General features: G+C 65.6%; 11 protein-coding genes. All 11 read left to right on the top strand.

The annotated features are described in order from the left end of the window. Nucleotide 1 precedes the first annotated feature (1 nt). Genes B9A19_RS03865 through B9A19_RS03815 form a run of 11 tightly spaced genes read left to right on the top strand, consistent with a single transcriptional unit; the run spans nt 2 to nt 18,293 of the window. The gene (locus B9A19_RS03865; RefSeq protein WP_084089229.1) at nt 2-1,291 is read left to right on the top strand and encodes a Pvc16 family protein; all 1,290 of its coding nucleotides are present in this window, start codon (nt 2-4) and stop codon (nt 1,289-1,291) included. After that, nucleotides 1,288-3,156, top strand: coding sequence for an ATP-binding protein (locus tag B9A19_RS03860; RefSeq protein ID WP_176216753.1), 1,869 nt, complete (start codon nt 1,288-1,290; stop codon nt 3,154-3,156). The genes B9A19_RS03865 and B9A19_RS03860 overlap by 4 nt, the downstream gene beginning before the upstream one ends. After that, the gene (locus B9A19_RS03855) at nt 3,156-10,061 is read left to right on the top strand and encodes an eCIS core domain-containing protein (protein ID WP_084089227.1); all 6,906 of its coding nucleotides are present in this window, start codon (nt 3,156-3,158) and stop codon (nt 10,059-10,061) included. The genes B9A19_RS03860 and B9A19_RS03855 overlap by 1 nt, the downstream gene beginning before the upstream one ends. A gap of 1 nt (nt 10,062) precedes the next feature. Continuing rightward, the gene (locus B9A19_RS03850; RefSeq protein WP_084089226.1) at nt 10,063-10,875 is read left to right on the top strand and encodes a hypothetical protein; all 813 of its coding nucleotides are present in this window, start codon (nt 10,063-10,065) and stop codon (nt 10,873-10,875) included. Nucleotides 10,876-10,883: 8 nt separating this feature from the next. Continuing rightward, the gene (locus B9A19_RS03845) at nt 10,884-11,162 is read left to right on the top strand and encodes a hypothetical protein (protein WP_084089225.1); all 279 of its coding nucleotides are present in this window, start codon (nt 10,884-10,886) and stop codon (nt 11,160-11,162) included. Further along, on the top strand, nt 11,159-12,217 hold the full coding sequence (locus tag B9A19_RS03840) for a phage late control D family protein (protein WP_084089224.1): 1,059 nt from the start codon (nt 11,159-11,161) through the stop codon (nt 12,215-12,217). Before B9A19_RS03845 ends, B9A19_RS03840 begins: the two co-directional genes overlap by 4 nt. Before the next feature lie 9 nt (nt 12,218-12,226). Further along, nucleotides 12,227-12,781: a phage baseplate assembly protein V gene (locus tag B9A19_RS03835; RefSeq protein ID WP_084089223.1), complete on the top strand. Its 555-nt coding sequence runs from the start codon at nt 12,227-12,229 to the stop codon at nt 12,779-12,781. Between the two features lie 8 nt (nt 12,782-12,789). Further along, a complete protein-coding gene (locus tag B9A19_RS03830; protein WP_084089222.1) occupies nt 12,790-13,128 on the top strand; it encodes a hypothetical protein in 339 nt (112 codons plus the stop codon). A 19-nt stretch (nt 13,129-13,147) separates the two neighbouring features. After that, nucleotides 13,148-13,525 carry a GPW/gp25 family protein gene (locus tag B9A19_RS03825; protein WP_084089221.1) on the top strand — a complete coding sequence of 126 codons (378 nt, stop codon included), beginning with the start codon at nt 13,148-13,150 and terminating at the stop codon, nt 13,523-13,525. Next, a complete protein-coding gene (locus B9A19_RS03820) occupies nt 13,522-15,933 on the top strand; it encodes a putative baseplate assembly protein (protein ID WP_084089220.1) in 2,412 nt (803 codons plus the stop codon). Before B9A19_RS03825 ends, B9A19_RS03820 begins: the two co-directional genes overlap by 4 nt. Beyond that, nucleotides 15,930-18,293 (top strand): baseplate J/gp47 family protein, encoded by a 2,364-nt coding sequence (locus B9A19_RS03815; protein ID WP_084089219.1) that lies wholly within the window; start codon nt 15,930-15,932, stop codon nt 18,291-18,293. The genes B9A19_RS03820 and B9A19_RS03815 overlap by 4 nt, the downstream gene beginning before the upstream one ends. Nucleotides 18,294-18,323: the final 30 nt, after the last annotated feature.

Genomic DNA, 18,323 nt, shown 5'->3' with positions numbered 1-18,323 from the left:
CATGGCACTGCTGGACCTGAGCCTGATCACCAAGACCGTCGTCAACCTGCTGGAGCAGCGCTTGCCGCTGTTTGCCGACTGGCCAGCCTCGGCCACGCTGGAGGTATCGCCCGCACCACCCGATGCGGTCAGTGGTGATTACGCGCTGAGCTTTTACCTCTACCACCTGCGCGAGGATGCCTATACCAAGGGGCAGGATTGGGAAACCAACGACGGCACGCCGCAGCGCTACAAGCCCATGGGGCTGACGCTCAACTACGTGCTCTGCCCGCGCAGCAATATGGCGCAGCCTGCCAAGCGTGCCTATGCCGATCAGCTGGTGATGGGGCTGGCGGTCAAGACCTTGCACGATTATCCGGTGATCGACGACAACACCATGATCGACCTCGGCCTGGGCGGCATGGTGCAGGCGCTGCCGCTGGCACTGCGCGGGCAGGGCAACCGCCTGCGCATCAGCCTGCGGCCAGTGGCAGTGGAGGAGTCATCGCAATACTGGCAGTCCGGCACGCAGGCGATGCGTATGGCGGCCTATTTCGAGATCAGCGCCGCCTTGCTGGAGCCGGAAGTACTGCAGACGCGCGCCGGCCGTGTGCTGGGCCTGGGCGTGCATGCGCAAACGCGCGGCCGGCCGGTGATCGATACCACGCGCAATACCGTGCAGTTCAATATCCCCGGCGACCCCTCGCTGCACGAGGTCGACATCGCGCCGGCTGAAGTGGCCTATGGTCAGCCATTCAGCGTGCTGGGCAGCGAGCTGGGCAACAGCCAGAGCCAGTTGCTGATCGGCCACGCTGACTTTGCCGCGCCCGTGGTGGCTGATGCCGCATGGGGTCTGGCCGGCAACGGCACGGTGCTGACGGCCACCGCGCAGCCCACGGCCAGTGCGCAGGCGCTGCTGCCCGGCATCTATAGCGTGCAGGTGCGCACCGTGGATCGCGTGACCTTGCCCGATGGCAGCCAGCGCGATTTCGACAGCATCTCCAACCCGGCGCCGCTGGCCATTGCACCGCGCATCAGCGCGATCAGCTTTGGTGGGGGCGGGCTGGGCACGCTAATGCTCGACGGCTTTGACCCCAGTGCGCTCGGCAGCAGCGATCTGCAATGCTATGCCGGCGCCAGCAAGCTCACCCGCGTTGCCGCCGCACCCGCTGCCGGCCAGTTCTGGCCACGCAGCGGCCCCAACCGCATCGAATTCAAACTGCCGGCTGGTATTACCACCGGCAGTCTCGTCCCCTTGCGCGTAATTGTGCGCGGCGCCGAATCCGGCCCGAACTGGGGCGTAGCGCCATGAATGCGGTGCACGAGGCGCAAACCATCGCGCTCGACGAACGGCTGGCCTGGCAGGCTTATGTCAGCGCCGTGCTGGCACGCCAGAGCGATGCACCGGCGCCAGAGGGCGGGCGCCTGAGCGCACTGGCCGAGTGTTTTGGCTTGAATGTGCTGGAGCGTGATGTCGTTGCCATGCTGTGGACGGCCAGCCTGGCGCCGCAACTGCGTGCCGAGCTGGTGCAGCACGACCCGTGGGCCTTGCAACTCACGCTGCTGGTGGCTTGCCGCACCTTCGGCCACCCCGAGCGGCTGCGCCTGCCCAGCGAATCGCCGCTGCGGCTGTGGCTGCTGGTGAGCGAGCACGACACCGGCGACGGCAATGCCGTACTGCAGCTTGATCCGCATATCCAGGCATGGCTGGATGGTGCACCAGAGCTGGATCGCGCCCTGATCGGGTGCGTGCAGATCATTGATTCATCGGTGGCGTTACCCGATTGGCCGGTGGCCGAGACGGCCAGCCGCATTGCACAACAACTGCCGGCGGGTGAGCGCTGGCTGGTGGAGGTGTTGGGCGACGACAGTCAGGCAGGGCTGGACTTCGCCGCAGCAGTCGCCGGTCAGCTGGGTTTGCCGGCGCTGTGCGTGTTGCCGCAAGGGCACGCGCCAGATAAGGAGCTTGCCATACGCATCCAGCGGCAGGCCTTTCTGGATCGGGTTGCACCGGTGTTTGCTGCTGCAGAAGGCGCTCACTTGCTCAAACTGGTGCTGCAACACGGGCTAAGTGTATTTCCCTTGCAGTTCTCGCTTGGTACGACTGCCCCGGTTCCGTCGGCGCTGCAGCGTTTGCCGGTATCGCTGCCGGCTCCCGATGCAGCAGCACGCCATCAACTCTGGCTGCACCATTTGCCGCAGGCCGCGGCTTGGCCAGCTGCGCCGCTGGGCGAGTTGGCTACACGCTACGCACTGAGCCAGCAACAGATTCGTCAGGTGGCAGCCATGCAGCCTGCGGCGGCGGCAGAGGCCGCACGACATGCGCGCGTACTGACCCGCGATGACCTGGGCGGGTTGGCCCAGCATATCGATGGCGAGCTGGGCTGGGATGATCTGGTGCTGCCCGAGACCGTGCGCGAACGCTTGGGCGAGTTGGCTTTTGAGGCCGCCGAGCGCAACCGTTTCTGGGCCGATGCGGCCACGCAGCGACTCTATCCCTACGGACGCGGGCTCACCGCGCTGTTTGCCGGTCCCCCCGGCACGGGCAAGACCATGGCGGCACAGGTGATCGCGTGCGAGCTGGGGCTGGACCTGTTGCGCATCGATGTCTCGGCGGTATTGAGTAAATGGGTGGGGGAAACGGCGCAGCACTTCCAGCGCATCTTGTCCTCGCCGGCCTGCCGGCACGCTGTGCTGTTCTTTGATGAAGCCGATGCGCTGTATGGCAAGCGCGTCGAGGAAACACGCGATGCGCAGGATCGCTACGCCAATATGGACATCAGCCATCTGATGGTGGCGCTGGAAAGTTTTGACGGCATCGTGCTGATGGCCACCAATCTCAAGGCAAATATCGATCCGGCATTCCTGCGCCGCATTCGCCATGTAATTGAATTTCCACGCCCGGATGCAAGCGCGCGCATTGCCATCTGGCAGCGCGTATTGAGCACGCTGTTTGGCGATGGATTGTTAGCCACTCAGGCGCTGGAGCGGCTCGCAGGTGTGGCCGCGACCGGTGCACAGATCAAGGGGGCCGCGCTGTCCGCCGCATTTGCAGCGCGGCGTGCACGGCAGCAGCCGGACCTGCCGCTGCTGGCTGCTACCCTGGCCCGGGAGTTGGCCAAGGATGGTGATGGGCTGTCTGCCCGCGAGCTGGCCAGCTTTGAGGGGGCTGCCTGATGGCCGGGCCAGCAGCGACACGGTCACACAAGGTCGGTGGCGTGCAGCGCAAGGCTCCATCAGTGTCGCGCGGCGCACGGGGTGATGCGCATGAGCGGCAGGCAGACAGGGCGGCACAGGGCATTGCCCGGGGTGAGCTGGGGTTGGCGCGAGGGCTGACGCCGGCCAGTGCCGCCGGTTTTCGCCAGCCCGGCAGCCGTGGCGAGCCACTGCCGCTTGCATTGCGCTTGCGGCTTGAGCAGGCATTCGGTGCGGGCTTGAATGTGTTGCGCATCCATCGTGATGCCGCGGCATGGTCAGCCACCGCGGCGCTTGGCGTGCGTGCCTTTGCCAGCGGGCCGAGCCTGTATTTTGCTGCGGGGGCCTATCGTCCCGACCTGGCTGATGGTCTGGCCTTGCTCGGCCATGAAACGGCCCACGCGCTGCAGCAGACGGGGCGGATGGATGCTGCAGGGCATTTGAGCGCGACGGCGGTATGGGGCGGCGGCAATGTGCAGTGCGAGTGGGCTAGCCCCTTGTCTTCGACTGATCCGGTGCCCGCACTGGTTGATACCCTGACGCTCTACCGCGATGCTGCCACGGCCGGCAGCGAGGAGCGCTTGCTGCTGGAGCGCCTGTTGGCGCAAAGCGCACCAGCGACTGCGGCGGCCTATTGGTCGGCCCGTGCGGGCCATGTCAACGCGCAGAGCGTTGATCCGGAGCTGCCTGGCTCGCCGGCAACGTTGAATGTACTGGTGGCTTCCGCGCTCTATGACGGACTGAAGCAGCAGGGTCATGTCGCCGCTGCTGCGGCGCTGCTGCAGCTTCGTACCGATCTGCAGACGACTTTTTTCTCCGGCGCCACTTACGCACGGTATGTCGAGGATCGCGGCGGCCGCTTCGATGACCTCAAGCAACGACTGTACGCCCACTGGTATGCCGACAGCTGGTTTGGTCTGGGTAATCCGCGCTTCATGCTCGACCGTACCCTGGTCGGACTGATCGGGCCGTCTGCTGTGTTCAGCAATCAGGAGGTTGCTGCGGGAGATCTGGTGAATACGGCCAGCGCCGAATTGCTGCGGCGCCACGCAGGCACCATCGGGCCAGACGAGCTGCACTATGTCACGGTGCATGTGGCCGCGGTGATCGAAAGCAGCCGCCGCACTTTGCTGCAGCAGGCACAGGAAAACGTGATGCGATTGCCGCAGTCGGCAACCGCATCGCGCGCGCGGATCAAGCGCGCGGTGGCTGTCCAGCTTGAACAGGACTGCACCCGCCAGTTGATGGCCCATGCTGCTGCCAGCCGGCGCGGCCCTCCCGCAGTCGGCGCCGGCTCCAGTGTCGAGGCCGAGCGCATCTGGTTCGAAGACGTGTTGCCGGCACTGCGGGATATGGCGCACTTTGCAGTTGCGTTCTGGGAGAGCGCCGATGCGATGGAAACCAGCCTGGGCGACGGAAGCGCACTGGCTGGGGGCGACCAACCAGCCCGTGCACTGCTGGCCGGAATAGACACGACATTGCCGGGCTACCGCGACCAGTTGGCCGTCTTCCTGCACGCGCTGCTGGACCGGCCGGCCACGGGGGTATTGCCGGACCCGGCTACCTTCGAGGCTACGCGAAATACAGCGGTACGCAATCTGGACCGCAGCATGCTCAGCCTGGTGGAGCGGCGCACGGCGGACCGGCTCATTGATGCCTTGCCTGGCAACCGTGCCGGCCACCGTGCCTTTGCTTTTGACAGTGCCATGGCGGGGCGACTGATTGCACAGCCAGAGCGGGCCGTCATTGCATGGGCGTTGAACTTTGCTGCAGGTTTGCGCTTGCGTGCACAGCAGTACCAGCCTGCGGCGGATACCGGCATGCGTGCGATGCAGGCAGCAGTACAGCCCGGCGCGGCAGGTACGGACATTCTCGACATCTTCCGCGTCCGGTTTGCCAACCATGCGCTGACGGTGGCAAGACGCGTCGGCTGGGATGGCTGGATCGACTGGGCAGACCTGATCGTGCAAGGGCGCGAGACCGCCCCGGGCGGCGGGCTTACCGATGATTACGTGGTCTTTGGCAGCGACTGGATGATTGATGCCGAAACCGGCGTGCAACAGATGGCGGCAGACCTGCCAGTGGCAGTGCGCGGTTTCGAACCCTTGCGTACCAGCGATCTGGTGGACTTCTATCAGGCGCAGGATTACCGCCGCCTCAGTGAGCACATCGACCGGCTGCTGACTGCCAACCGCGCCAGTTACACGCTTGCTGCCGAGCCGGTACTCAACCAAGCTTTTTCCGCTGCCCGTGCCGAATTCACGCCGGTGCGCTATCTGATCGACGATTGGGAATGGGTTACTCCCTGGGTGACCGAAAATGGCGAACGCCAGCGTCAGCCACGCCGCAATTTGCGCGAGCTCGTGCAGCAGCACCCGTTGACGCAGCAATTGCTGGCCGGCGTCCGCGCGCGCTACCCCGGACAAACCATTGCCCATGGCGTGGGCAGGGCCGCTGATCACGACCGCTTCATACCGGCCATCTGGATCATGCCCTCACCGGCGGCGCTGGTTTCGCGTCTGCAAGCGTTGCCAGCCATCAATCAAGTGCTGGTGACCATGTTGCCTGCGCTGATGGCGTATCTGAATGCGCTCACCGCATCCAGCAGCGTGCCGAACGTCAGCCAGCAGTCCTGGCAGCAACTGGTGCGGGATATTGAAGCAGGCAGGGCCTACCGGCCCGACGCCGCGCTGAGTGGGCCAGTGCAAATGGCAACCATCACGGCGACGACGCTGGCAGGGCTGCAGTGGGGCGTCTGGTGGGAACTCTGGCGGGCCAGTCTGGCGATACGTACGGCGCCTGAACAGGCTGACCTGATCGAACAATTGCGCACCGCGATGGATGCTGCGCGTTTGCCACAGGCCCTGAGGGATGAGCACCGCACCGGTTTCGATGCCGCCTTGCAGGCACAACGACGGGCCCTGGCGCATGAGCGGCGCCGTCGCGTCGAAGTGCAGTTCCGGCCCGCGCTTGATCGGTACGAACCCCGTTCGATGACACGCTTTCGCGTACCCGGGCAGGCCGGACAGACGGTGGTACGCTTGCTGGTGCGCGAAGTGAGCACCTTGCTGACCCAGTTCGTCGGCAGTGTTGATGATCGGGCCGAGCAGGAAGGCCATCTGGCGATGGCTGTGTTCGAGCTGGCCGATACCCTGCATGCCAAGTTGCTGAGCCAGCAGGACATGGGCGATGTCCATGCCTGGGTACCGCTGGTTGACACGGCGCTGTTCTGGGCCGCCCAGGCGACGGGCGGTGCCAGCCAGACGATACGTGACAGCTTTACCGTGGCCGAGGAGCGCGGCAATACCACCCTGTTCGAACAGCGACGCACGCAGTTGCGCGAGTTGCTGGAGCATCAGGTCAGCGTCCTGCAGCGGGCCATCCTGGATTCGGGCATGGTGGGCGAGGCCGGTGACGGCACGCTGGAAAGCACGGGTACGGTTCGCACCCAGGATAGCAACCGGCGCATCGGGCGCGGTCAGGGCTTTACCATTGAAGGCACGACCTGGGAAATCCAGGAGGTCCACGCCAACTTCGCGTTCCACCCCGGCACCTTTGGCTTGCGCAGCATGCCCAATGCCGCCTCGGTTGGCTCGATGCTCAGCCTGGACGGCGGACGAACCCATCTGGCTGACGGCAATCGCCCCCATGTGCGCTTGCTGTCCGTCATGGTCAACGAAGGCCCCGAGCCGCTGGAGCTGTATGCCGACAGCCCGCAAACCATCGAGGTACTGACCCGGTTGACCTGGGCGCTGTATCTGCGCAATACCATGGAGCAACTCGGCGAGCTGGCCGGCGCGATTGAAACGTTTGGCGGCTACATGATGGATGCTGCCGAACTGTTCCCCGGCGGCGGCCAGGCACTGGCGGCCACACGGCTGATCACGGCCACCGTGGCGTTCTTCTCCGGCGACGGGCCGGAGATGATCCAGCACCTGATCACCCACCCGCGCGAGCTGCTGGAGCGCGTATGGGAGCGCACGCTGGGCCTGCTGCATTTCGAAAACCTGCTGCAGTACCTGCTGTTCAGCAATCATAGCCTGAATGGCTTGATAGGCGAGCCACGTGCGCCCGGCCCGCAAACCATAGGCAACAGCAGTAGCGCCCGGCTGCGCCGGCTGTTGCTCAAGGTCCAGAATTTTGCCCGCAACATCGGGCGCTTGTTTGCCGGCATGGAAGACCACGTGCAGGACCGGCGACAGCAGGTGGAAGGGCTGGTGCAGAGTTCGCCCGGCCTGGTGCGGGTGGTGCAACTGATCGCCGATTATTACCTGATCATCGCTGCCATGGTCGATCGCCTGGGCGGCCTGGAAGGACGTGCGGAGGCGGTTGCCGACTTCGGCAGCTTCATCAGCAACTTGCCGCAGCGGCTGGACGAGATGATAGCCAGCCTGGGCGAGCTGGAATTGCCACGGGAAATCTTGCCGCTGGAGGATCTCATCAATGTGCTGATCGACGTGATCGGTCACCGCCTGGGCGGCAAATACCGGCTTGGCGTACACATCCTGTTGCAATTGCTCGACTTCATCGGTGCCCGTCAGCAATTGGTCAGTGGCGTGGCTGGCCTGCTGCGCGATGCAGGCGTCACGACCGACAACCTTTTTCCGTTCTGGAACGACACCATCGTGCCGCAGGTTACCGCCAGGCTGACCGAAGCCCAGAGCATGATGCGCAATACCTTGCACACTACCTTCGAGCAGTTCGGTACGCCGCTGGGTCTTTCGGTTCCGCATGCACAGGTCACCACCAGCAATCGTGGCTTTCCGGGCGAGACCGAGGCGCAGCCCCAGCTGGAGTCCGCCGTGGCAGCGGGGCTGAGCCGTCAGTCGCAAGGCGGACTGGGCGGCACGCAAGCCGCCAGTTTGCTCGACCGTGTGGCAGCAGAGCCGGGCGAACCATTGGCGCCTTCCACGCGTGGAGATGTCGAACAGCGCTTCGGGCAGGATTTTTCGCACGTGCGTCTGCATCGTGGCGGCCGAGCGCAAGCGTTGACCGGTGCCGTCGGTGCACGTGCGCTCACGGCTGGCAGCCATGTCATTCTCGGTGCAGGTGATGCCGCAGCGGCAAGACCGCAGTTGCTGTATCACGAACTGGCGCATGTGGTGCAACAGACGGGGGCTCGCCAACGCGGCGGCTCGCACCCTGCCACGCCCCGCCGCAGTCGTGCCCGTCGCGGCATCCATTGGGACGGTGCAGCAGAAGCACAGGCCGACGCCGCCGCTCGTGCCGCAATGGCGGGTAGCGCGCGTGGTATCGCGCTGGGCAGGGCCGATGCCGGCCAGCCCAGCATGATAGAACTGCTTGGGCAACGGTTTCTGCGGCAGGTCACTGATATCACCAGCATTGAGGAAGAGGTCGAGGAGATCGACAGCACAGCCAGCACGACCGGTCGCAGCTTGATCGGCCGAGATGTCCGCCGCGCTGTTTCACACGTCGCGCAGGATCTGCGCACCCGCCTCCGGCCGGGCAGTAGCGGCTTGCATACATCTGCCGGTACCTACCGGCATGTCCTGGATGCCATCTCGACTCACCTGATGAATCATCACGAAGAGATTGCCGAAGCCATCGAAGACATTGCCATCCGTGCCAGTTACGAGGCCGAGCGTGCCCGGCCTGGCCACCCCGCCCGCATGGCGTTGGACGTGCGTGATTTCACGCGCCGGCTGGAGCGCTACATCTTGGGCAAGACCGGGATATTGCTTGATTTTGACATGCCGGTACGGGGGCGAGGGCAAGAGGCGACGTTTCGCGATGCGCAACATCCCTATGCCAGTGCCGAAGTGAAATTCGTTTACCTCGCACATGTGAATGGCAACACCAATTTGTGGCACTTGGCGCTCGAGCATGGCACCGGTCCCGGCGGGGGGCAGACCAATATACTGCCGGCGCGTCGCCAGGAGCTACGGCCTTTGATTCGCGCGGTGCTGCACGATCTGGGCCCCAGCAGCTCAATCTGGGCGAGCAACGCATACCGGTTTTCACACGCCATCTTCCGCGCCGCCGAAGAACTGGAACGTCAGCAGCAGATCGCCGCGAGCGCCGGCACGCTGCCAGCAACCGCGCTGCCGGCCAAGAGCGAGTATCTCAATACCACGGGTACGACGCAGACCGCGGGCTACGGCAACCAGCGTCTGCACCTGGGCACCTTCGCGCAGAAGGATTCGGGCGAGCAGTCGGGCAAAGAACGAGAATCGCACCACATCACGCAATACCTGCTGGTGGAGTATTTCCATAACGGCGCCAGCAACGGATCGGAAGAACCGGCCAGCAAGTCGGCATTTCCGCTGCTGCGTCGGCGGCTTGACGCTTATGGCAGTGAGCTGGCCACCAATGGTGCGCGCCGGCCCAGCATGTTTCGCGGCATCCAGATTGAGTCGCTGGAGGCCGGTCGTGGCGGCTTGATGCCGACCATCCTGTTGGCGCGGCCCACCCACCGTCGCGGCAACCTGCACATGAATGCCGCAGCGGAGGACTTTAGCGACAGTGGCGCGGTGACCCAGTCCGAAATCGTCAACCACATCTTCCGCCAGGAGTTGCCCGAGCCCTATTTGCGCCTTGAGCGCGCAGCGGTCAACAACCCGCGCAGCAGTACGCATTACGACGCATGGGTTGCCTATCGCGACCGGCCGGCCAACCAGGTCGGCAACCACATTTACCAAGCCATGCAAAAGACCTACGGCTACATGCGCACCCATATGCAGACGCAGCTCAAGTCAGCGCTGCGCGGCATCGAGCTGGGCTATTACAACGATCTTTATCTTGCCCATCATCCCGGCACTGCCGCCAACAGCAGCGCGCTCATCAAGCCGGGTGAGATGAACCATATCTGGAGCCTTGCAGTGGCTCACAACGACAAGGGCATGAGTGCCCGCGGCTGGAGGGGCTGACATGGCCAATACCGGTTATTCCCGCACCCCCAAGTTGCTGAAAGGCGCGCTGATCTACTTTGGCGCGCCCATGCTGATCCCCATCCCCAACATCATCATCTTTCAGTACAACCCGGAGACGATGACGCGCACGCTCACGCCGTGGCAGCCGCCGCAGCGCGCCATCAAGTGGGGCGAGCACGACACTATAGACCCGGCACACCGGCTGGAAGACCTGACGCGCGATCAGCGGCTGGCACTGTCGCAGCCGTATGACCCGGCAGAGACCTTCTCGCTGGTGCTGGAGCTGGACGCCACCGATGCGCTGGAAAGCCCCGACTCGCACCCGGTGGCCACCGTGTCGGGCGTGGCCGACCGCATTGCCGCCATCGAGATGCTGCTTTATCCGCCGGGCGACAGCGTGCTGGGTGGCTTGCTGGGCAGCGTGGCCGGCTCGGTGTCGTTCTCGGCGGGCGGGCTGTCGGGCAGCTTTGGCGCCGATACCGGCGTGGAGACGCAGCTGGCGCGGCGCGAGGTGCCCATCGTGCTGTTCTTCTGGGGGCCGGGGCGCATCGTGCCGGTGCGCATCACCAGCCTGTCGATCGAAGAACAGCAGTTCTCGCCGCTGCTGTACCCGATCCGCGCCAAGGCCAGCATCGGCCTCAAGGTGCTGGATCTGGACGATCTGGTCACGGTCAGCGGCGACCCGGCCAGCGGCGCCACCGTCGATATCGCCAAGGCTTGCTACATGTTCACGCGCGGGCAGAAAGAGGTGCTGGCCATGGCCAATCTGGCCAACAGCGTTGAATCCATCATCGGCATGCTGCCGATCTAGGGGACGCCATGTTCGATCCGAAAAGCCGCTACGCCAAACTCACCCCGCTGGTGCTGACCGATGCACGCGGCCGCAGTGTCGAGGTGACGCCGCCGGCAACTGCCCCACAACAGGTATTCCGTGGCGTGCATGTACGCCGCGATGGCGAACGTACCGATCATCTGGCCGCGCTGTACCTGGCTGATCCGGCGGCCTTCTGGCGGCTGGCCGAATTCAACGATGCCATGCGTGCCGAGGTGCTGACCGAGTTGCGTGAAGTGCAGATTCCGCAGCAGGGCAAGACATGAGCTTGGGTGCTGTCCTCTGCGTCAACGGCGTGCCTGATGCCACGCTGGATGTGCCGCAGGAAATCGAAATCGTCGAAACGCTGTTCGAGCCGGCGAGCTACCGGTTGCGCTACGGCATTGGCATCGTCGAGGGGGATTTGAGCGTGCTGGCCGATGCGCGCTTCGACCCCGGTGCCGATCTGGGCGTGGTGGTCAAGGCGGGTGACGGCTACGCCATGCTGTCGCGCGGGCCGGTCTCCGGGCACTACGCCACCCTGGTGCAGGGCGGGGCGGGCTCGCTGGTCGATGTGCTGGGTGCCGATCAGTCGGTGACCATGGGTTACGAGAACAAGGCCGCCCTGTGGAGCGAGATGACCGACTCCACGGCGGTGAGCAGCGTGCTGGCTACGTATGGCTTCATCCCGGATGTCAGCACCACCAGCGCCATGCACAGCGAGGACAAGCATGTGCTGGTGCAGCGTGAAACCGATCTGGCTTTTGTGCGCCGGCTCGCGCGGCGCAACGGCTTCTGGTTCTGGCTCAGTTACGACGCGATGACAGGGCTGGCCACCGCGCACTTCAAACAGCCCCCGGTGAGCGACCCGCCCGCGCTGGATTTGCGCATCAATGTGCCCGATCCGAATGTCGACGAGCTGAACCTGTCGTGGGATGTGGACCGTGCCGTGGCCGTGACGCTCACTCAGCTTGATCTGGGCAGCAAATCCGACATCGACGGCAGCCGTGACCGCTCGCCACTGGCCGGGCTGGCCAGCAAGGCGCTGGCCGATATCGTCACCGAAGTGCGCAAGCAGCACTTTGCCGTGCCGGTGGATGACGCGGGCGATCTGGGTGCGCGCGCCGAGGCAGCGCTGATCGACCACGGCTGGTTCGTGCAGGCCACAGTGACCTGCAAGCAGTCGGTGCTGAAGAACGTGCTGCGCGCGCACAGCGTGGTGCAGCTCACCGGCGCCGGCTCGCGCCACTCGGGCAACTATCTGGTAGCGCGCGTGGTGCACAAGATCACCGCTGACGACCACGTGATGACGGCGGAGCTGATCCGCAACGGCTGGAACTGAGGGGGCGATATGGACAGATTGAGCGAAATCGAACGCCTGGTACGCAATCGCTACTTCGGCAAATACCGCGGCAAGGTGATCGACAACAACGACAGCACCCAGCGCGGCCGGCTGCAGGTGGCGGTGCCGGCGGTGCTCGAATCGCTCAATTTGTGGGCCATGCCCTGCGTGCCCTATGCCGGCCCGTCGGTGGGGTTTTATTCGCTGCCGCCGGTGGGGGCAGGGGTGTGGGTGGAGTTCGAGGGTGGTGATCCGTCCTTTCCGGTGTGGGTGGGCTGCTTCTGGGGCGATGGCGATCTGCCGGAGGAGGCCACTTCGCCGGACGTGCACCTGCTGCGTACCACGCAGGGCTTGATTTCGATTGATGACGGCAGCGGCGACATGCTGCTGCAGAACCAGAACCAGGCCAGCGTGACGCTGGCGCAGGACGTGACCACGGTGGGCGGCCAAGCCAAGCAGACGGTGGGCTCGGCCGGCGTGGTGTCCGAGAGCGGCGCCGGTGGCAAGGTCGAAGTGGCCGGGCCGGGCGTCAAGGTCAACAGCGGCGCGTTTGAAGTGATGTAGGGGGCGATATGGCGGCTTTGCTTACCACCGCATCCAGTTTGCAGTGCCCGCATGGCGGCACCGTCAGCATCGTCTCGGCCAATACCTCGGCCAAGGCGGACGCTGCGCTGGCGCTGGCCAATGACACCTTCACCATCAGCGGCTGCCCGTTCCAGATTCCGGTCGGCACCGGTTCGGTACCCAGCCCCTGCGTGAAAGTGCAGTGGGTGGTGACCAATCTGCAGACCAAGGTCAACGGCACGCCCACGTTGTCGCAGAGCAGTGCCGGCATCTGTCTGGCCGCCACGCAGGCGCCGCAGGGGCCGGTGAGCATCGTGCAAACGCAGCCCAAGGTCAGCGGCACTTAGGCCGCGCAAGGACAGGACGATGGACAGTTACTTCACCAGTTTGCGCTACCCCTTCGGCATTGATGCCGCACGCGGGCAGGCCGAGCAGGAAACCGACTACAGCGCGCACGTCGAGCAGCTCATCATGCAGGTACTGCTGACCGGGCCGGGCGAGCGCATCAACCGGCCGGACTTTGGCTGCGGCGTGCGCCGGCTGGTGTTCGCCCCCGGCGGCGAGATTGCCGCCACCCTGGCGCAGACCACCGTGTATCAGGCGCTGAACCGCTGGCTGGGCAATGTGATCTCGGTCAGCGAGGTCTCGGTGCAGGCCAGCGATGCGCGGCTGGATATCCGCGTCGGCTATGTGGTGAAGGCGCGCGGCCAGCGCCGCTACCTGAATCTGCAGGTGACGCCATGAGCCTGCCCGATCGCATCGAACTGTTGCGCCAGTCCAGCGCGCTGAGCGGCATCGACTTCATTTACGTCGCCCCCACGCAGGACGAGCTGCAGGTCTACTTCGTGCACGACAAGCTGCCGGCTGCGGTAAAGACCGCGCTGACCGGCCTCGCGCCAGACCAGTTCAGCATTACAGGCGAAGGGCAGGTGACGCCAGCGCACGTGGCGGTGCTGACCAGCAGCATGGTGCAGGTGAACGGGCGCGATGCACTCAAGCTCACGCTGAGCGGGCCGGGTGGCTTTGGCTATTACCGGCTGGCCATCAACAGCGCCAAGCTCGACGGTTACTACAACCGTGTGCGTTTCTCGTTCAAGGCCGCCTGCGCCAGCCAGCTCGACTGCGAAACCGGCCCGCACGCCTGCCCGCCCGAGGCGCAGATTGATTTCCCGGTCGATTACAGCGCGCGCGATTTCTGGAGCTTGCGCCAGGCACTGTTCGATTTTGCCGCCCAACGCTACCCGGACTGGCAGGACAGGCTGGAGGCCGATCTGGGCGTGGTGATGGTCGAATTGCTCAGTGCGCTGGGTGATGAGTTCTCCTACGCGCAAGACCGCATCCTGCGCGAAACCACGCTGGAAACCGCCAGCCAGCGCCGCTCGCTGCGGCAGCTGGCACGGCTGGTCGATTACCCGCTCGATAACGGCAGCGGCGCATTTGCGTGGCTGGCCATCAGCGCCAACAGCATCGGCAAGGTCAAGGGCGGCACCGTGGTGACCGACCCCGCGCAGCAGATTGCCTTCGAGGTCGGGCACGGGCTGGCGGATTACAACGTCGATTTCCCGGTGGACCCGGCGCTCAACCAGCTTGCGCCGCACCTGTGGGATGAAAATGATAGCTGCCTGCCGGCAGGCAGCACCCAACTCACGCTGGCCGGGCACTTGCAGGCACTGCTGGCACCATGGGTCGCCACCGACCCGGTCGGCAAGTGGATTGCGCTGCTGACCCGGCCTACCGACCCGTCCAAACCGGCACGGCAACTGGCGGTGCGCGTGGCATCGGCCACCGATGGCAGCGATGTGCTGCTGGCGCAGGACATCACCACCATCGTCTGGGATGTACCCACGCCGTTCGAGCTGGATCTGGAAACGCTGGTGGTGCTGGGCAACCTGCTGCCTGCCACGTCAGGCCGCACCTTGCCGGCGCGCAGCGAGCCGGCGTTGCGTTTCCGCATCGGCGCGCCTGCCGGGCCGGCCGACCCCAATGCCGACCTGCCGCAGGCGCTGGAGCGCATCGGCATCAACGAGGCGCTGGATTACGCTGCCGTGCATACACGCATCAAGCATCTGTTTTCGCTGCCCGGTTCGGATGTCGTGCCGCTGGCCTGGTATGCAGATGATGATGGCGCCAGCGTGCCCGAGGTGGAGGTGGTGCGCGAGGGCCACGGCCCATGGCATTGGCGCGATGCACTGATCGGCGAAGAAACCGCGCTGCCGACCGACCCGGTGTACGTGCTGGAGGATGGCCTCTATCGCACGGTGTTCTCGGCCGAGCGCTTTGGCAAGGTAACGGCACTGAGCGACTACGCCAGCTCGGAGGGCATGACCCTGCGCTTTGGCGATGGCGAATTTGGCCAGCAAGCCCCGCAGGGCGCGGTGTTTGCCGTGCGCTACCGGCTGGGCAACGGGCGCTTGATGAATGTCAGCGCCGGCACGCTGGTGCGCTTTGACAGCCAGCCGGCCTTTGTCGATGCGGTGACCAACCCGCTGCCGGCCAGTGGCGGGCGCGACCCGGAAAGCGCCGAGCAGATCCGCATCAACGCACCGCAGGCCTTCCGCACGGTGACCGAACGCGCGGTGCGGCCCGAAGACTACGCCGACATCGCGCAGCGCCTGCCCTGGGTGCAGCGTGCCGGTGCGGTGCAACGCTGGACCGGCAGCTGGCCGACGGTGATGGTGACGCCGGATGTGCGCGACAGCTATGGCGCTAGTGCCGGCCAGCAGGCCGAGCTGACTGCCTTGCTCGACCGCGTGCGGCAGGCAGGGCGCGAGGTCAGGCAGCGCCAGCCGCGCTATGCCAGCTTCGATCTGGAAATCGTCGTTTGCGTGCTGCCGCGTGCCTATCGCGGCGAGGTCAAGGCAGCGGTGCTGCAGGCGCTGTTCGGCAGCGACGGCATGAGCGGTTTCTTCGACCCTGATCACTTCACCTTTGGCACGCCGCTGTCGCGCGCGGCGCTGCTGGCGGCCATACAGGCGGTGCCGGGCGTGAAGGCGGTGGAGGACATGCAGGTGCGCAGGCGCGGCTGGTTTGGCTGGCGTGCGTTCAATGAATTCAGCCTGAGCGTGGCGCCGGACGAAATCGTGCGCGTGACCAATGACCGTGACCTGCCCGAGCGCGGCGCGGTGAAGCTCGTGATGGAGGGCGGCTTATGAGCTGCGCATGCGACAGCCATGTATTCCCGCAGCCACGTGCCATTCCGGCCGCGCTGGCGTCGGCGTTTTTCCGCCCGGCGCATGCGCCTGGCCTGTTTGGCGATTGGCGCAATGCCTTGCTGGCCGATATCGGCCGCTCGCCGGCACTGCGCGACTGGCGCGCGCGCGACGGGCACGATTTCGGTCTGATGCTGGTCGAGATGGGCGCCTATGTATTCGACGTGCTCGGTTTTTACGATGCGTTGGTGGCGGGCGAGAGTTATCTGCATACCGCCAGCCTGAGCGGCGCACAGCGCCGGCTGGTGGGTTTGCTGGGCTACCGGCCACGCCCGGCGGTGGCCGCCATCGCGCAACTGGCGGCCGAGGCCGACGGCAAGCAGCCGGTGCAATTGCCGAAAGGCACCGCGTTCCGCAGCAGCGCTTTTGCCGGCGAGCCGCCGCAGATCTTCGAGCTGGATGCCGCCACCGGCATAGACCCGCGCATCAACGCGTTGCCGGTTGCCAAGGTGCGTGCCACGACCTTGCCTGCCAGCTTCGATAGCCTGCTGGTTGACCCGGCCAGCGTGCGCGTGCGGGCGGGTGATGCCGTGGTGCTGGACATCAACGGCCAGCTGTACGCGCGCCGCATCAGCACCGTCAGTACCGAGGTGCAGCGCACGCCACCCAACCTCAGCCGCATCGGCTTGAGCAGCAGCGTGTCGCCCGCCAGTGGCGCCACCTATGCGCAATTGCGCATCCTGGCCGGTGGTGCCACCACCAGCTTGTGGCAGCTCACGCCTGGCAGCGGCGAGGGCAATGCGGCCAGCGGCAGCCAGATCGCGCTCAATGTGATTGCACCGATCTACAGCGGCCAGATCGTGCTGATCGAGCAAGGCACTTCGCTGGATGCCCGCCATGTGAGCAGCATTGCCGAAGCGCAACGCACGGTGCTGTCGTCGCTGTCGAGCACGATTACCGACAGTGCCAGCCATACCAGCACCCTGACCAGTCCGGCCATCAAACGCGGCAGCACCACGCTCACGCTGGACAGCGCGCCATCGTTCACGCTCGACGTCAGCAAGGCCAGCGTGCACTACGCGCTTTATCCGGCTGCGCAGGTGCTGGCGCCGGTGCTCGATACGCTGGGCCAGACCGACCCGGTGGGGCTGCCCGCGCTGCGCGATGCGCCGCGCGTCACCCTGCACGGCGTGCTGTTGCAGGACGCCAATGACGATGGCGTCAGCACGCAGGGCAGCCTGGATGCCGCCAACCACAGTGCCACGCTGGATGCCACGCCGGCCTGGGGCAAGACGCTGGCCGCGCCGGTCACCCTGTTTGGCAATGTGCTGCAGATTTCGCGCGGCGAGAGCGTGCATGGCGAGGTGCTGGGCACCGGTGACGGTGCACAGGCCAGCCAGTCGTTCAAGCTGCAGAAAAAACCGCTCACCTATCTGCCGGCCAACAACGCCAGCGGCATGGTCAGCACGCTGGCGGTCTGGGTGGGCGGCGTGCAATGGCATGAGGTCGATACTTTTTATGGCGTTGATGCGCATGCGCAGGTCTACACGGTGCGGCAGGACGATGCCGGCGACAGCCATGTGACGTTTGGTGGTGGCGCACGCCTGCCGACCGGCGCGGTGGTCAGTGCCGACTATCGCCATGGCGCCGGTGCCGCCGTACCGCCGGCCGGGCTGATCAAGCAGCTGGCCAAACCGGTGGCCGGCCTGCGGCGCGTGCACAACGTGCTGCCGGCCTATGGCGGTGCCGATGCCGAGAGCTCGGCCGAGCTGGCGGTGTATGCGCCGCAATCGGCCTTGCTGCTGGGCCGGGCGATTTCGCTGCCTGATCTGGAGGCGGCTGCATCGCAGGTGGCCGGAGTGCGGGCAGTGCGCGCCAGCTGGCGCTGGGATGCCGCCGGGCTGCGCCCGGCGGCGGTGATCGGCTACATCGGTGATCAGCAACTGGCCAGCACCATCACCAGCCGGCTGCGCGCCTTGTCCGAGCTGGATGCGCCACTGCGTGTCGAGCAGGCGCTGCCGCAAACGGCGCGGCTGGCGCTCGCGGTGCTGGTCGATCCGGATCACTCGCCCAGCCAGGTGAAAGCGGCGGTGCTGCTGGCGCTGTATGCGCCGGTCACCCTGCCGGGCACGGGGGGCTTTCTGCGTGCCGAGCGGCTGGGGCCGGATGGCCCCGTGTTCGTCAGCCAGCTGATGGCGGTGGTGATGGCGGTGCCGGGGGTGATCGGTGTGCAGTCGCTCACCTTCAACGAAGGGCCGTTCACCCAGCCGGCGCGTGTACCGAACGCCGGCCACTATTTTGACTTTGGCAGCGGCGGCGTGCTGGTGAACGGCACGGCGGCGAGCGAAGGAGTGCCGGCATGACCGCGCATTACGCAAACCGTGCCCATGGAG

This window comes from Andreprevotia lacus DSM 23236 (assembly GCF_900176275.1).
Classification (GTDB): domain Bacteria; phylum Pseudomonadota; class Gammaproteobacteria; order Burkholderiales; family Chitinibacteraceae; genus Andreprevotia; species Andreprevotia lacus.
This window is presented reverse-complemented; position numbering and strand designations above follow the sequence as displayed.

Bases quoted from the DNA above. Each gene is read 5' to 3' on its own strand.
- B9A19_RS03865 (WP_084089229.1), top strand. From the start codon at position 2: ATGGCACTGCTGGACCTGAGCCTGATCACCAAGACCGTCGTCAACCTG.
- B9A19_RS03860 (WP_176216753.1), top strand. From the start codon at position 1,288: ATGAATGCGGTGCACGAGGCGCAAACCATCGCGCTCGACGAACGGCTG.
- B9A19_RS03855 (WP_084089227.1), top strand. From the start codon at position 3,156: ATGGCCGGGCCAGCAGCGACACGGTCACACAAGGTCGGTGGCGTGCAG.
- B9A19_RS03850 (WP_084089226.1), top strand. From the start codon at position 10,063: ATGGCCAATACCGGTTATTCCCGCACCCCCAAGTTGCTGAAAGGCGCG.
- B9A19_RS03845 (WP_084089225.1), top strand. From the start codon at position 10,884: ATGTTCGATCCGAAAAGCCGCTACGCCAAACTCACCCCGCTGGTGCTG.
- B9A19_RS03840 (WP_084089224.1), top strand. From the start codon at position 11,159: ATGAGCTTGGGTGCTGTCCTCTGCGTCAACGGCGTGCCTGATGCCACG.
- B9A19_RS03835 (WP_084089223.1), top strand. From the start codon at position 12,227: ATGGACAGATTGAGCGAAATCGAACGCCTGGTACGCAATCGCTACTTC.
- B9A19_RS03830 (WP_084089222.1), top strand. From the start codon at position 12,790: ATGGCGGCTTTGCTTACCACCGCATCCAGTTTGCAGTGCCCGCATGGC.
- B9A19_RS03825 (WP_084089221.1), top strand. From the start codon at position 13,148: ATGGACAGTTACTTCACCAGTTTGCGCTACCCCTTCGGCATTGATGCC.
- B9A19_RS03820 (WP_084089220.1), top strand. From the start codon at position 13,522: ATGAGCCTGCCCGATCGCATCGAACTGTTGCGCCAGTCCAGCGCGCTG.
- B9A19_RS03815 (WP_084089219.1), top strand. From the start codon at position 15,930: ATGAGCTGCGCATGCGACAGCCATGTATTCCCGCAGCCACGTGCCATT.